This window comes from Cupriavidus sp. FW306-01-F10A, from assembly GCF_058782785.1.
This window is the reverse complement of sequence record NZ_JBYSYA010000024.1, coordinates 43,958-58,681: the sequence shown is the minus strand read 5'-3', so window position 1 is coordinate 58,681 and position 14,724 is coordinate 43,958. Positions and strand designations below refer to the sequence as shown.

The following is a 14,724-nucleotide window of genomic DNA, read 5'->3' as shown; positions in this document are numbered from 1 at the left end:
CCAGCGCATGGCGGTGCGGCACTGCACGGAGCCATGCCGTGTTGCCCGCGCGCGTTCGGTCGCGCGTCTGTTGCTGTGTTTCATTGCCTTCTTACTCCCCTGCTCGGTTGTGAAAATCCAGGCCGTGGGACCCGGCTGGCCGCCTGGTCGCGGCCGCCGGTCCTCATGTTGCTTTGTATGGGCGATACCTCAGTGCGTGCCGGCGTGCGCGACGCGCGCGGGGCGGCTGCGAGGCGGCTCGGCCTCCATGGCGCACGCCACACCCGCGCGGTTGCCCAGTACGGCGGCCGCAATCTCTTGCGCGCGCACCGCCAGCACCGACAGCAACGTGTCCGACAAGCCGTGCGTCGCTTCGCAGCAGCCCTGCAGGAATACGCCCGCCTGGCAGCCCGGCGCCATCTGCAGCCGGTAGTCGCGGTCGGCCTGGAAGCCCTTGGCGTCGTCCAGGTAGGACGCCAGCGGCGCCAGCAGCGACTGGTGCAGCTCGCGCCGGTAGCCCGTGGCGAGGATGACCGCGTCATAGCGCTGCAACTGATGCGCGCCATCGTCACGCCGCGCAATGTCCAGCCGCACGCCGTCGGCATCGGCCTCGGCATGGCGGGCCTCGCTTCCGGCCAGGAGCCGGTGGCGCACCTTGCCGGTGACCTTCTGCTGGTACAGCACCTCGTAAATGGCTTCGATCAGGTCGGTATCGACCACTGCGTAGTTGGTGTTGCCGAACTCGCGCAGCAGCTGCTCGCGCTCGGTCGTTGCCCGCGAGAACAGGTAGTCGATATAGCGCGGATTGAAGATCTCGTTGACAAAGGGGCTGTCGTCGGCCGGCTTGAGCGCCGGCGCACGGCTGACCAGGTCGACCGCAATGCCGCCTTCGCGGCCATGCAGGTCCAGGAAAATCTCGGCGGCGCTCTGGCCCGAACCGATCACTGCCACGCGCCGCACGGGCGCGGTGCGTTCCAGCCGCTCCAGCGACTCGAGGTACGAGGACGAATGGAACACCCGCGGCTGGCCGCGCAGCGGCACGAAGGCGTCCGGAATGCTGGGCGCGCCGCCGACGCTGACCACCACGTTGCGCGCGCGGCGCTCGGTCAGCGCCCCTTGCGCCGTGCGCGAGGTCACGCGCAGGCAGGCCAGCTCGCCATTGCCCCCGGCGGGCTCGGGCGCGACCGAGACCACTTCCTCGCCGTAGTGGCAGGCGTCGGCAAAATCGCCCGCCACCCAGGACAGGTAGTCGTTGAACTCGTAGCGGCTGGGATAGAAGGTGCGGGTGTTGATGAAGTCCAGCAGCCGCTCGCGCTCGTGCAGGTAGTTGATGAAGGTATAGCGGCTGGCCGGATTGCGCATCGTGACCAGGTCCTTCAGGAACGAGATCTGCATGCGGCTGTTGTCGAGCAGCATATTGCCGTGCCAGACGAAGCCCGGCTTCTTCTCGATAAAGCCGAAGCGGAACGGCGCCTGCTGCGGCAGCATCTCGCGCAGGGCCACTGCCAGCGCGAGGTTGGAAGGGCCGAAGCCGATGCCCAGCAGGTCGAGCACGGGCCCTGCACCGGCATCGGTGCCGTGGGCGGCGAAGTTGGAAGCGGAATAGAGCATGGTCTCTCCTTGCGCGGCTGGCTCAGGCCGCCAGCGCGGTCGGTTCTGCACTGGACAGCTGCGCCTGCCCGTCTTCCTGCGGCACCCACAGGCGCTCGCCGAAGAAGCGTTCGCGCAGCAGCATGACCAGCATGGCGCGCTTGTGCGGGAAGTCGAAGGCCTTGACCTTGGCAAACCCGGAACGGTCCAGGTTGCGGATCTGCTGCACGTGGTCGATGCGCGGCTCGCCCACGATGCGCTGCGTGCGCGGGTCATCCAGGAACATGTAGTGCATCAGCGACGGCAGCCAGGCGCTGATATAAGCCTTGCCACGGATCTCGCCGTCGCCGATCAGCACATGCCAGCCGCGGTCAAAGTCGCCGGCGTCGTAGTACGGGCCGATGCGGTTCTCCTTGGCCCAGTACACCTCGAAGTACGCGAACGGCTTGCCGTCCAGGCAGCCGATCAGCGGGATGGTGTGCGGGTCGGCCAGCTGCGCCGACAGGTAATCGCGATGCTTTGCCAGATCGCCTTCTTCCTCCCAGAACGCCGCCACGCGCGGATCGTTCATCCAGCCGTGGAAGCACGCCAGGTCGGCATCGAGATCGGCCACCCGCATCGAGAACACCTGGCCGAGCCACGGGATATGGCGTGCATAGACCTGGCCCGACGGCTTGGGCGCGCGCAGCGGATGGCGCCGGCCCTGGGTCATCGCGTATTGCAGCGGATAGTCGCGGCCCGAGGTGCCGGTGTGCCACAGCGCCGGCAGTTGCCAGAGCTGCTCGACGCGCGTCACCAGCTCGCCGCCGGCCGCGCGCGTGGCGCTGCCCTCGCGCAGCATTGCGTTGGCGATGGCTTCGGGCAGGTCCAGCGCGATGGCCTGCGTCGCGGGGGCGCGCGCCAGCACCGCCTCGCAGGCGGCAAAAGTGGCGGCGCGCGCCAGCGGGTGGGCCGGGTCGGCGTCGGCAAGCGCCAGCCGCGGCTGGGTGCCGGGCGTGAACTGCCAGGCCTGCAGCGGCGTGCCATCCAGGCTTAGCTGCAGCGCGGAGCCTTGCCAGCGGCTCTGCAGCATGGGGATCGTCGCGGACAACCAGGGCTGGCTCGCGATCGCGTGGGTCATCAAAGGCGCGGCATTGCTTTGCATGTGAACTGACTCCCTGTCTTTGGTGGCGCGCGTCATGCGGCGGCCTGATGGTCGGTCTGGCCGGCCGCGGCGGGGGCGGCCGCGCTGTCAGTGGCGCTGTCGGCGCGGATCACGCCGCTGTCGGCGCGGATCACGCGGTCGGCCACGTGGAAATAGCGGTCGTCATGGCTGACCGCGACAATGGTCTTGCCGCTGCGCTTGAGCTCCGGCAGCAGCGATTCATAGAAGTAGGCGCGGAACACGGGATCCTGGTCGGCCGCCCATTCATCGAGCAGCAGCACCGGGCGCGCCTCGACATAAGCCGCCAGCAGCGCCAGCCGCTTGCGTTGCCCCTGCGACAGCTGCGTGGTCGACAGCAGCTCGTCGCGGATGGCGACCTTGTGGTCCATGTGCAGCCGTTTCAGGAAGGCATTGGCCACCGCGGCGTCGAAGCGCCCGTCCGGGCCGACCAGCCGCGCGAACAGATGGGCGTTGGAGAACACCGTGGCGAAATGGCTGCGATACCAGGGCAGCTCGGCGGTACTCACCGGCTTGTCGCCGAGCGCTATGCTGCCGGCGCTCGGCTGGTACAGGCCCGCCAGCAGCTTCATCAGCGTCGACTTGCCGCTGCCGTTGCCGCCGACGATAAAGACGGTCTCGCCGGCGGACAGCGTCAGCGACACGGGGCCGAGGCGGAAGCCGCGCTCGTCGCCCTGGCCTGGATAGTCGTAGCGCACGTCCTGCAGCGTGATCAGCGGCGTGCCCGGCGCGGGCGGTGCAGCGGCGGTATTGGCCGAATGCAGCGCGAAATCCCCCGTGTAAGGCGCCAGGCGCAGCGTCTCGATCTTGCGCAGCGCGACGTTGCCGGTCATCAGGATCGGCAGCGTGCCGACCAGGTCGTTCAGCGGCATGCGCAGGAACATCAGCACCAGCACGAAGGCGGTGATGCGCTCGCGCCCAATACCCAGCGCATCGCCGGCGATAAAGATCGCGCACGCCAGCCCCAGGATCAGCGTCGCGGTGAACGACAGGCTCAGCACCCAGTAGCGGTCGGCGCGCACCTCATGTGCGCGCGCAAATTCCGCGGCGGGCTCGAAGTCGCGCTGGTAGAAGCTCTGCTTGCGCCAGGCATTGAGCGCCAGTTCATAGCGGCCATCAATCGCGCCCTGGTAGCCGGCGTAGAGCCGGTCGTCGGTGTCGCGCACCGCCTTCATCAGGGTGCGCATGCGCAGCACCCAGCGCTGCGCCAGCAGCACGCCTGCGCCCAGCACCGCGGCACCGAGCACGAACAGCTGCCACGACAGCCAGCCCAGGTACAGCAGCCCGCCCAGCACCAGCACGCCGTTGTAGAACACGAACGGCACGCGGTTGAAGGCCATGCCGATCGAGGCGATGTCCTTGGTCAGCGTGGCATAGACGGTCGGGCCGCCGATCGCTTCCAGGCGCTCCACGTCGGTATCGAGCACGCGCTTGAGCATGCGCAGGCGCATGTCGTACACCACGCGGTGGCCGAGCGCGGTCAGCAGCGCCTGCGAGCCGAAGCCGCAGCCGAACAGCACTGCCAGCAGGCCCAGCAGCACGCCGATGCGCCCCGCTTCGAGCGCCGCCGGCGCGGCGATCATGCGGTTGATCTCGGCAATCAGCGCGATGCCGGCGAGCGCGCTGCAGGTGCCCGCGGCCAGCGCCAGCAGCAGCAGGCCGCCGAAGCGGCGGCGCAATGAGAGGAACAGATTCACAGGGCCTCCAGCAGGTCGTTCATGAAGGCCAGGTCGGCGTCGGCATCGCGCCGGCCGGCCTGGTCGATCGCCGCGGCCATGTCGCGCAGCACGGGCGCAGCGAACAGCGCCGGCAGCGCCAGTTCGCAGGCCATCTGCTCGCGGATGCGGGTCTGCAGCCGCACCAGCAGCAGCGAATGGCCGCCCAGCAGGAAGAAGTCGTCGTCGGCCCCGGCCTGGGCCACGTCCAGCACCGCGCACCACAGCGCCGCCAGTTCGTGCTCGGTTGGCGTCGATAGCGCCGCCGGAGCGCGCGGCGCGGCCGGCTCGGGCAGCGCCTGGCGGTCGACCTTGCCGTTGGCGTTGAGCGGCAGCGCGTCGAGCCGCGTCAGGCTGGACGGCACCATGTAGCCGGGCAACTGCTCGCGCAAGCGCGCGAGGATGGCGTCGTCCGAGTCATCGCCAGCCGTGGCGGCCACGTAATACGCGCACAGCCGCGCCATCCCGTCGGGACCCTGCCGGGCCACACAGACTGCCTGGCTCACCTGCGGGCACGCGCTCAGCGCCGCCTCGACCTCGCCCGGTTCGACGCGGAAGCCGCGCACCTTGACCTGGTGGTCGCGCCGGCCGAGGAACTCGACGATGCCGTCAGCACGCTTGCGCGCCAGGTCGCCGGTCCGGTACAGCCGGTCGCCCGCCATGGCGCCCGGCGTGCCGGGCGCAAACGGGTTGGGCACGAAGGCCGCGCCGGTGCGGGCCGGATCCCCGGCATAGCCGCGCGCCAGCCCGGCGCCGCCGATGTAGAGCTCGCCGGCCACGCCCGGGGGCACCGGCTCGAGCCGCGCGTCCAGCACGTAGAGCTGGTTGTTGGCGATCGGCAGGCCGACCGGCGCGACCGCCCACGCGAGAGCGCCCTCGCCCGCCAGCGCATGCGCCGCGGACCAGACCGTGGTCTCGGTGGGACCATAGACGTTGCAGACCTGCGCGCCCCTGGCCAGCAGGGCCGCGGCCAGCTCGCGCCCCAGCGCCTCGCCGCCGCACAGCACGCGCAGCCCCTGCCATGCCGGCGAGGCTTGCGTCACCAGCATCTGCCAGGTCGCGGGCGTGGCCTGCATCACGGTGATGCCGTGTGCGGACATCAGCGCCGCCAGCCGCGCCGGGTCGCGCGCATCGTCGCGCGTGGCGATCACCACGCGGGCGCCGCTGGCCAGCGGCAGGAACAGCTCCAGCCCCGCGATATCGAAGCCGAGCGTGGTCACCGCCAGCAGCCGGTCGCTTCCATCCATCGGCACCACCGGCGTCATCGCCCGCAGGAAGTTGGCAAACGCGCCGCGCGAAATCTGCACGCCCTTGGGCGTGCCGGTCGAGCCGGAGGTGTAGAGGGTGTAGGCCAGTTGTGCCGGATGGCATTGCGCAGCCGGCTGCGTATCGGGAGCGGTGTTCCAGGGCGGCGTGTCACCGTCGACCAGCACCACCGCGCCGCTGTCGCCGAGCTCGGCGCGTGTAGCGGCGCTCGCCAGGATCAGGCGCGCACGGGCATGGCCGAGGATGTGGGCATTGCGCGCGGGCGGATGGTGGGCGTCGACCGGCAGGTAGGCGGCGCCCGCCTTCACGATGCCGAGCAGCACCGCCACCAGCGCGGGCGTGCGCGGCAGGCACACGCCGACCAGCGCCTCGGCGCCGACATCCTGCGCGGCCAGCCAGTTCGCGATGCGGTTGGCGGTCGCTTCCAGCCCGGCATAGGTCAGGCTCGATTCGCCGTCCGTCACCGCGATGGCATCGGGCGTGGCCGCGGCGGCGCGCGCGATCCGTGCGACTACGTCGTCGGCCGGGCCGAGTGCGAGGCCGGTGTCGTTGCCGTCGGCCAGCGTCCGGGCCTGCTCGCTTTCATCCATCAGGGACAGTGCTTCGAGCGGTGTCTCGGGCGCGGCCAGCATCGCGCCGAGCAGGTGTTCATAGTGCCGCGCCATCCGCTGTGCCGTGGCCGCGGTGAATAGCGTGGCGTCGTATTCCAGCGTGGCGGACACGCGCGTGGCGCTGGCGTGCAGGTCGAGCGTGACGTCGAACTTGGCGCTGTCGTCGGGCACCGGCAGTGCGCTCGCCTGCAGGCCGGGCAGCGTGAAGGCGGCGGGCTCGCCCATCTGCAGGTTGAACATCGCCTGGAACACCGGCGTGCGGCTGGGGTCGCGCGACGGCGCCAGCCTGTCGACCAGCAGTTCGAACGGCAGGTCGGCGTGGTCCAGCGCGGCGCGGGCATCGTCGCGGACCTGCTGGCACAGCGCGTGGCCGCTCAGGCCGGGCGTCAGCCGGGCGCGATAGACCTGGGTATTGATGAAGCAGCCGACCAGTTCGTCCAGCTCTTCATGCGTGCGGGCTGCGTTGGGCACGCCCACGGCAAAGTCGGACTGGCCGCTGTAGCGCGCCAGCAGCGCCTGCCATGCGGCCAGCAGCACGGCGAACGGCGTGAGCCGGCCACCCCGACCCGTGCCACCAGCGCAGTAGCTGCGCAGCGCTGCCACCACGTCGTCCGACAGCGTCCAGCGGATGCGCCCGCCCTTGCCTGCCGGCCGCGCCGGGCGCGGGGCATCGAGCGGCAGTTCCAGCGCGGGAATGCCAGTGCCCAGGCGGTCCGCGCAGCGTGCCAGCGCGGCATCGAGCGCAGGGCCATCGAGACGCTCGCGCTGCCAGGCCGCGTAGTCGGCATACTGCACCGGCAGCGGCGTCCAGCCCGGCTCGCTGCCATTGGCGGCCGCGCCATAGGCCCGCGCGAGGTCGCGCGCCAGGATCGGGTTGGACCAGCCGTCCGAGACGATGTGGTGCATGGCCAGCACCAGCACGTGGGCGCCATCCTCCAGCCGGGCGACGGTGACGTGGAAAGGCGCGGCGGCGTGCAGGTCGAATACACGCGCCGACTCGCGGCGCAGCAGCCCATCGAGCTCGCCTGCGGGCAAGTCGATCCATTGCACGGCCGGCGGCGCGTCGTCGACGATCTGCCGGGGCTCGCCGTCACCGGTCGAGAAACGGGTACGCAGTACCGCATGGCGCGCGGTCACCTGCGCCAGCGCGTGCTCCAGCGCCGGGGCCGACAGCGGGCCCTGCAGGCGCCAGGCGCGCACCAGGTTGTACGCGATGCTGTCCGGCGCGTAGCGCTGCAGGAACCACAGGCGCTGCTGCGCGAACGACAGCGGCGCGGGGCCTTGCGAGGCGCGCACGCGGATCGTCAGGTCGGGCATAGGCTGCGTCATTGGGTCTCCTCGGGAGCCGCGAGGCAGTCATTGCTGGCCTGGCTGCCACCGCGCGCACGGCCTTGCCGCGCGAACGGCAAGGCCAGGATCGCCCCGCAGCCGCGGCCATGCCGCGACTGACTGGCAAGGGGGCGCCCGGGTGCGACATTGTCTTTACAAAGCGAATTGCGAATATACCTGATAATCATTCTCATTTTCAACCAAGAAAAGGCGTTGACTGCATATCCGCAACGCCGTACGGGGCTGCCTCTTGTTTCCGTTACCGATCCTGCTTGCACTGTTTCCCGAGCCGCTGCGTCACTACGCCGAGGCCATACGCATCGGCCCCACGACGTCCGATGACGTCATGCCCGCCGCGCTCATGTCCGCGCCGGCGGGCCGCGCCCCACTGCGGCAGGCGCTTCACGCCATGGCCGTCCACTACGGTGGCGACGATGCGCGCGTGGCCGGCTCGGTCTGGGCGCGGCATTGCTTCTCCGCGCTGCTGCCCGGCACGGTGGCCGCCGCTGCGCTGGCGCACCACGTACTGCCCTTGCGCGACGCGGCCGTCCGGCCCGATCGGCATGGCCGCGCCGTGACGCTGCTGCTGCCACATTTCGGCCAGACGTTGCCCGGCGCGCCGCCGCAGCAGCGCTACGGCGCCCTGCTGGACGATCTGCTGGCGCCGCTGGTCGATGCGCTGGCAGCGGCCAGCGGCGCGTCGCCGCGCCTGCTGTGGGCCAATGCCGGCGCTGTCGTCGCCGAGGTATTGCGCCACGCGCCCGCCCTGCTGCAGCCGGGCATGCCGGCCACGGACGCCACGCTGGCGGCCGACGCCGCCTGGCTGATGGACACCCGCACCCGCCCAGACGGCCGCGACAACCCGCTGCATGCGCCGATGCGCGCGCACCGCGTGACGCAGGACGGCACCACCACCACGCTGTGGCTGCGCCGGCTGTGTTGCCTGCGCTACCGCTTGCCGGCCTTCACGCTGTGCGGCGACTGCCCGCGCCGCCTGCTGCGGTAAAGCCGTCGGCACCTAGGCCGCCAGCTCGCTGGCGCTGCCGTGCTCGACGCGCACCGGCACTTCGCCCAGCGTGGCGCCGGCCAGCGCCGGCAGCGCCAGCAGGATCGCCACGCACTGCCGGGTCAGTTCCTCCGCCGCGCTGTCGTCGAGCGCCGCCGTGTCGTACTCCACGCGCAGCGTCAGCGTTTCACGCGGGATCACGATGGCCGTTACCGGATAGCTCATCTGTCCGCGGTTATCGACATCGCTGAAGCGCAGCGCGCCGCGCTGGGTTTCCCGCAGCGTGCTGTCGACCGGGTAGTTCTCGTAGATCAGCATGGTGTCGAACGGCGCGTGCGCGGCATCGTCGCTGCCGGCCGCCCAGCTCTGCAGCCACGCCGGCGGCGCATGCTCGGTCTCGCGCAGCGCCAGGTTGTCGGCCTGCAGCGCCGGCAGCCAGTCGGCCACGCGCAGCGAGTCGGGCAGCGCCTGCACCAGCGGCAAGGTACTCGCGAGCAAGCCCATGATGTCTTCGATGCCGGGCAGCTCCGCCGAACGGCCCGAGCCCACCACGGCCATCCCCACCGTGCGCGCACCGGTGGCCTGGCGCAGCGCCAGCATCCATGCTGCCTGCACCAGCGTGTTGACGGTGACGTGCTGGCGGCTGGCGAAAGCGGCCAGCGTGCGCAGCGCATCGGCCTGCACCACGTGTTCCACCGCGCGGATCTGCTGACCGCGCTGTGCCGGCGCAACCTCGCGCGTGATGCGCACCGGTTGGCGTGCCAGCGGCGCCAGACGCTCGCGCCAGCGTTGTTCAGGATCGGCGCCCGACTGCGCCTGCTGCCACGCCACGTAGCGGCGCAGCGACACCGCGGGCTGGGCCGGCTGCTCGCCGTCGTAGCCGCGCAGCACCTCGCCCAGCAGGCGCGACATGCTCCAGCCGTCCAGCAGCAGGTGATGCCAGGTCCAGAGGAAGCGCCAGCTGTGGTCGCCGATGCGCACCAGCGTCAGCCGCATCAGCGGCGCCTGGCCCAGGTCGAAGCCCTCGCGGAACTCGGCCTCGCACAGCGCCTGCCATTGGGCATCGTCGGCGGCCGCGGCAGGGCGATGGCTGCGTTCGCGCCAGTCGTGGTGCCTGACCGGCAGCGTGGCCTGCGTGGGCACCACCAGCAGCGGCTCGGCCTCCATGCCCGCGCCCGCTTGCAGCCACGCCACCCGGGCCCGCAGCACCGGATGCCGCCGCACCGCGTCCTGCCATGCCGCGACCATGCGCTCCACGTCGAGCCCGTCCATGGTGGCCTGCACCTGCACGGTGTAGGCCGGCGAGCCGGGATGCCGCGCGCCGTGCCGGATCATGCCGCGCTGCATCGGCGTGGGCCGCCAGATGTCCTCGATCTCGTCGGCACGCAGCGCGAGCGCATCCAGTTGCTGCTGCAACAGCCCGCTGGCCGGCACATCGGAGGGCGTCAGCCGGGCCACGGACTGCGCCACGCAATGCCCGACCACCTCGCGCAGCGACTGCGCGATGCGCGCCATCAGCGCTTCGATGGTGGCCTCGCGGAACTGTGCGCCGCTGTAGGTGCAGCGGAACTGCAGGCGGCCGCCCTGGACCCGGCCATCGAACGCCAGCGGCGCCGGCAAGGGGATGTCGTCGGAGACGCCGCAGCCGGTATCCTCCGCGGCGGCCTGCCAGCCGCGTTCCCCAAGGCTGCTGTCGAACTGGCCGAGGTAGTTGAACAGCACCTGCGGCGCGCACGGCGGCAGCGCCGCTGGCGCGAGAGCGCTGAGCACGCCGTACCCAAGCCCTTGGCGCGGCACCGCGCGCAGCGCTTCCTTGACCCCGGCGATGGTGTCGCCGACGTCCGCAACGCTCGCCAGCCGGACCGGCCAGACGCTGGTGAACCAGCCCACCGTGCGGCTGAGATCGAGCGCGCTGCCGGCCGCCTCGGCTTCGCGGCCGTGGCCTTCCACGTGGATGCGGATGTCGTCGCGGCCAGCAAAGGCGCACAGCGCGCGCGCGAATCCCGCCAGCAGCAGGTCGTTGACGCCGGTGCGGTAGGCGGCATGCGCCCGCCGCAGCAAGGCGTCGGTCGTGGCCACGTCCAAAGCAAAGCTTGCCGTGCGCGGGCGCGCCGGTTCACCGCCCGGACCATCGCATGGCAATGACATCTGGTCGCGCGTGACGGTGCGCCAGTATTCGGCCTCGGGCGCGAACACGTCGCGCGCCGGCCCTGCGAGCGTGCGGCTCCATGCGGCATAGCTGGCGCCCACGGGCGCCAGCGCTGCCACCTGTCCCGCCAGCCGTGCGGCGTAGGCGGCTTGCAGGTCTTCCAGCACGATGCGCCAGGACACGCCGTCGACCACCAGATGGTGGCAGACCAAGAACAGCCGCTCGCTGCCATTGGCGACGCGCAGGTGCAGCGCACGCAGCAGCGGCCCGCGGGCGATGTCCAGCCGGTCCTGCTCTGCATCGCAGACAGCGGTGATTGCCGCGGCGTCCGGCACGTCGATGGCCGTCAGTGCGACCGCGTCCCGGGCTTCAGCGGCGGCCTGCTGGCGCCAGCCTTCGTCGGTGCGTGTGAAGTGGTAGCGCAGTGCGGCATGGTGGCCGATGACGTCCTGCAGCGCGGCCTGCAATGCCGGTGCGTCGATGGCCGACTGCGGGCGCAGCAGCACCGACTGGTTGAAGCGGTTGCGGCTGGCCTCGGCCAGCGGCTGCCCGAGAAAGGCCGCCTGCACCGGCGTCAGCGGCGCCGCGCCAGCGTCATCGTTGGCCGCATCCTGCGCCGTGCCACCCACGCGCTCCGCCACCCGCGCCAGCGCGGCCACCGTCTGGTGCTCGAATACCTGGCGCGGCGTCAGCCGCCAGCCCTGCAAACGGGCGCGCGCGACGATCTGCAGGCTCAGGATGGAATCGCCGCCGAGCGAGAAGAAGTTGTCATGCAGGCCCACCTGCGCGATGCCGAGCACGTCTGCCCAGACGGCCGCCAGCATCCGCTCCGCCGCTGACACCGGCGCGGTGTAGGCGGTCTCGGCCTGCCACTGCGGTTCCGGCAGCGCGCGCCGGTCCAGTTTGCCGTTGGGCGTGACCGGGAGGCTGTCGAGCTGCAGGATCGCGGCCGGCACCATGTAATCGGGCAAGGCCGCCGCGAGCGCCGCGCGCAGGGCCTCGCACGATACCGCGCGCTGCTGCGCCACGACGTAGCCGACCAGCCGCGTGCCGGCGGACGTCTGGTGCGGCAGCACCACCACTTGCCGAACGCCGGGCTGCGCCAACAGGTGCGCCTCGATCTCGCCCAGTTCGATGCGGAAGCCGCGGATCTTCACCTGGTGGTCCTGCCGGCCGAGGTATTCGATGCAGCCTTCGGGCTGCCAGCGCACCAGGTCGCCGGTGCGGTAGAGCCGTCCACCGGGCGCGCCAAACGGATCGGGAATGAAGCGGTCGGCCGTCATGCCCGCCCGGCCCAGGTAGCCGCGTGCCAGCCCTTCGCCGCCGAGATAGAGTTCGCCCGGCACACCTACCGGCACCGGTTCGAGCCGGCTGTCCAGCACGTACGCGCTGCGCGCGCCGACCGGCCGGCCGATCGGCGCATAGGCGCCGGTGACCTGAGCTTCCGCGTCGGCGGCCCTTGCCTTCCACACCAGCGGTGTCATCACCGTTTCGGTCGGGCCATAGCCGTTGATGATGTGCTGCGGCCGCAGCGCCTGCGTCAGGCGGGCCACGCCCGCGCGGGGCATGGCTTCGCCACCGAAGGAATAAAGCCACAGCGGCGGCGGATCGCCCTGCGATTCGGCCCAGGCGGCGAGCTGGTGCAGGTAGCGCGGCGGAAAGCCCGCGTGCGTGACCGCATGGCGTCGCAGCGCCGCGTAGGTCTGCTCCACGCTCCACAGCGTGTCGTCGCGCAGCACGATGCTGGCGCCGCTGGCCAGCGGCACCATCCAGCGCTCGTGCGCGCCGTCGAAGCTGAACGACAGGAAATGCAGCTCGCGGCTGGCGGCCGTGATGTCGTAGCACTCGGCAGTGGTGACCACGTGCATTGCCAGCGGGCCGTGCGCCACCGCGACGCCCTTGGGCTTGCCGGTCGAGCCGGAGGTGTAGATGACGTAGGCAAGCTGCGCCGGGTGTACGGCAATTTCGGGATCGTGTTCGAGGAAGGATGCGTCGGCGTCGTCATCGACCAGCAGCACTGTCATGCCTTCGGCTACCGGGAAGGCATCGCGCAGCGCGCGCTCGGTGAGCAACAACTGCGGCGCGGCGTCCTCCTGCATGTCCAGCAGGCGCCGCGCCGGATAGGTGGGATCGAAGGGCACGAAGCAGCCGCCAGCCTTCAGCACCGCCAGCAGCGCCACGATCATGCGCGGCGAACGGCCCAGCGCCACGCCGACGCGGCTCTCGGCGCCAATGCCCTGCGCGATCAGCCGGTGCGCGAGCCGGTTGGCCTGGCGATCCAACTCGCCGTAGCTGAGCGTGGCATCGCCGAACAGCACGGCCGGGGCCTCGGGCGCGCGGCGGGCGTGGGCCGCCACCTGTGCGTGCACCGGCACGAACAGTGGTGCTACGCAGCCAGGTTCGCTCCAGCGCGCCAGCGCGTCGCGCTCGGCGTCGCCCAGTAACACAGCCGCGGCGGGTGTCGTGGCGGGATCGGTGGCGAACGCCTGCAGCAGGCGCGCATAGTGCCCCGCCATGCGCGCCACGGTGGCGGCATCGAACAGATCGGCGGCATAGGCGATCCGGCCGCAAAGGCTGCCATCGGGCAGCTCGGTGGTGGCCAGGCTGAGTTCGAAACGCGCGGTCGTCACCGGCAATTCCAGCGGCGTGACGCGCAGCCCCTTCAGTTGCGGCACCGCCGCCGCGCCAGCGGTGCGATGGTCGAAGGTGACGTTGAACAGCGCCGGCTGCGCCAGGCTGCGGCCGGGCTGAAGCGCCTCCACCAGCAGGTCGAACGGCAGCGCCTGGTGCTCCTGGTCCGCCGCCGCCTGCCGTGCCAGCCGGGACAGCAGCTCGGCAAACGGCTCGTCTGGCGCCACCTCGGCGCGCATCACCTGCATGTTGACGAAGCAGCCGACCAGCGCCTCGGTTTCGCTGCGTTGCCGGTTGGCCACCGGCACGCCGATGCAGACGTCGGCCTGTCCGGTGTAGCGGTTCAGCAAGACCGCATAGGCGGCCAGCAGCGCCATGTTGAGCGTGGCCTGATGCGCGCCGGCGAGCGTGCGCAGCGCCGCGGCCACGTCGGCCGGAATGACGAAGGTGTGCTCGGCGCCCGCGCCGGTACGCGCCGCGCGGCGTGGCCGGTCCGCCGGCAGATCGAGTGCGGCGCCGGGCGCATCGCCCAGGCGTTCGCGCCAGTAGCCGAGCTGGCGCTCGGCTTCGCCGGCGTCCATCCAGTTGCGCTGCCACGCGGCAAAGTCGGCGTACTGCACCGGCAGCTGCGGCAGTTCGGCCGGCGTGCCGGCGGCTTCGGCCGCGTAGCAGGCGGCCAGCTCGGCGACCAGGCGCACGATCGAGGCGCCATCGGCGACGATGTGGTGCAGCACTACTACCAGCACATGGGACTGGACGCTCTCGCGGATCAGCGCGACGCGCCACAGCGGTCCTGCGGCGAGATCGAACGGCGCGTGGACAATGCCGTCGATGGCGGCGTCCAGGCCGGCGGGATCGGCCTCCATCTCGACGAAGGCCGGCGGCAGGCTCCCGTGCACGTGCTGGCTCGCCACGCCGGCCGCGTCGGTCGGATAGGTGGTGCGCAGCACCTCATGGCGCGCACCGATGCGATCGAACGCACGGCGCAGTGCTGCGACGTCGAGCGCCCCTTCGAGCCGGTATGCGCCCGGCATGTGATAGGCGGTGCCGGCCGGATCGAGCTGCTGCAGGAACCACAGGCGTTGCTGCGCGTACGACAGCGGCAGCGCTTCGCTGCGCGGCGCCGGCACGATCGGCAGCGTGGAGAAGGCCACGCCTTTGTCGTGCAGCGCGGCCAGGAACGCCGCGCGCTGCGCTGGCGCCAGCCGGGCAAAGCGCGCGGCGACCTGCGCGTGCGCGGTATTCAATGCATCTGACATGGGAGCGGTATCACGGTCAATGGATAT

6 protein-coding genes are annotated in these 14,724 nt (G+C 71.2%); 1 reads left to right on the top strand and 5 read right to left on the bottom strand.

Annotation, left to right across the window (positions count from 1 at the left end; genetic code table 11):
• Nucleotides 1-189: 189 nt before the first annotated feature.
• The 4 genes from AC3WLF_RS25950 to AC3WLF_RS25935 are packed head-to-tail and all read right to left on the bottom strand — an operon-like array spanning nt 190 to nt 7,652.
• Nucleotides 190-1,590: a lysine N(6)-hydroxylase/L-ornithine N(5)-oxygenase family protein gene (locus AC3WLF_RS25950; protein WP_492352182.1), complete on the bottom strand. Its 1,401-nt coding sequence runs from the start codon at nt 1,588-1,590 to the stop codon at nt 190-192.
• 22 nt (nt 1,591-1,612) lie between these two features.
• Complete coding sequence (locus tag AC3WLF_RS25945) at nt 1,613-2,713, bottom strand: GNAT family N-acetyltransferase (protein WP_492319577.1); 1,101 nt, start codon at nt 2,711-2,713, stop codon at nt 1,613-1,615.
• A gap of 32 nt (nt 2,714-2,745) precedes the next feature.
• On the bottom strand, nt 2,746-4,428 hold the full coding sequence (locus AC3WLF_RS25940) for a cyclic peptide export ABC transporter (RefSeq protein ID WP_492319576.1): 1,683 nt from the start codon (nt 4,426-4,428) through the stop codon (nt 2,746-2,748).
• Entirely contained in the window at nt 4,425-7,652 is a 3,228-nt protein-coding gene (locus AC3WLF_RS25935) for an amino acid adenylation domain-containing protein (RefSeq protein WP_492359014.1), read from the bottom strand. Before AC3WLF_RS25935 ends, AC3WLF_RS25940 begins: the two co-directional genes overlap by 4 nt.
• A gap of 409 nt (nt 7,653-8,061) precedes the next feature.
• On the opposite strand from AC3WLF_RS25935, the gene fhuF reads away from it, so the two are divergent.
• Nucleotides 8,062-8,658 (top strand): siderophore-iron reductase FhuF, encoded by a 597-nt coding sequence (fhuF, locus tag AC3WLF_RS25930; RefSeq protein WP_492352179.1) that lies wholly within the window; start codon nt 8,062-8,064, stop codon nt 8,656-8,658.
• Between the two features lie 12 nt (nt 8,659-8,670).
• Here the strand turns inward: fhuF and AC3WLF_RS25925 are convergent, their stop codons facing one another.
• On the bottom strand, nt 8,671-14,697 hold the full coding sequence (locus AC3WLF_RS25925) for an amino acid adenylation domain-containing protein (protein WP_492359013.1): 6,027 nt from the start codon (nt 14,695-14,697) through the stop codon (nt 8,671-8,673).
• Between the last annotated feature and the right edge of the window lie 27 nt (nt 14,698-14,724).

Coding starts and splice junctions, on each gene's coding strand:
- AC3WLF_RS25935 (WP_492359014.1), bottom strand. CDS start 7,652: ATGACGCAGCCTATGCCCGACCTGACGATCCGCGTGCGCGCCTCGCAA.
- AC3WLF_RS25945 (WP_492319577.1), bottom strand. CDS start 2,713: ATGCAAAGCAATGCCGCGCCTTTGATGACCCACGCGATCGCGAGCCAG.
- AC3WLF_RS25950 (WP_492352182.1), bottom strand. CDS start 1,590: ATGCTCTATTCCGCTTCCAACTTCGCCGCCCACGGCACCGATGCCGGT.
- AC3WLF_RS25925 (WP_492359013.1), bottom strand. CDS start 14,697: ATGTCAGATGCATTGAATACCGCGCACGCGCAGGTCGCCGCGCGCTTT.
- fhuF (WP_492352179.1), top strand. CDS start 8,062: ATGGCCGTCCACTACGGTGGCGACGATGCGCGCGTGGCCGGCTCGGTC.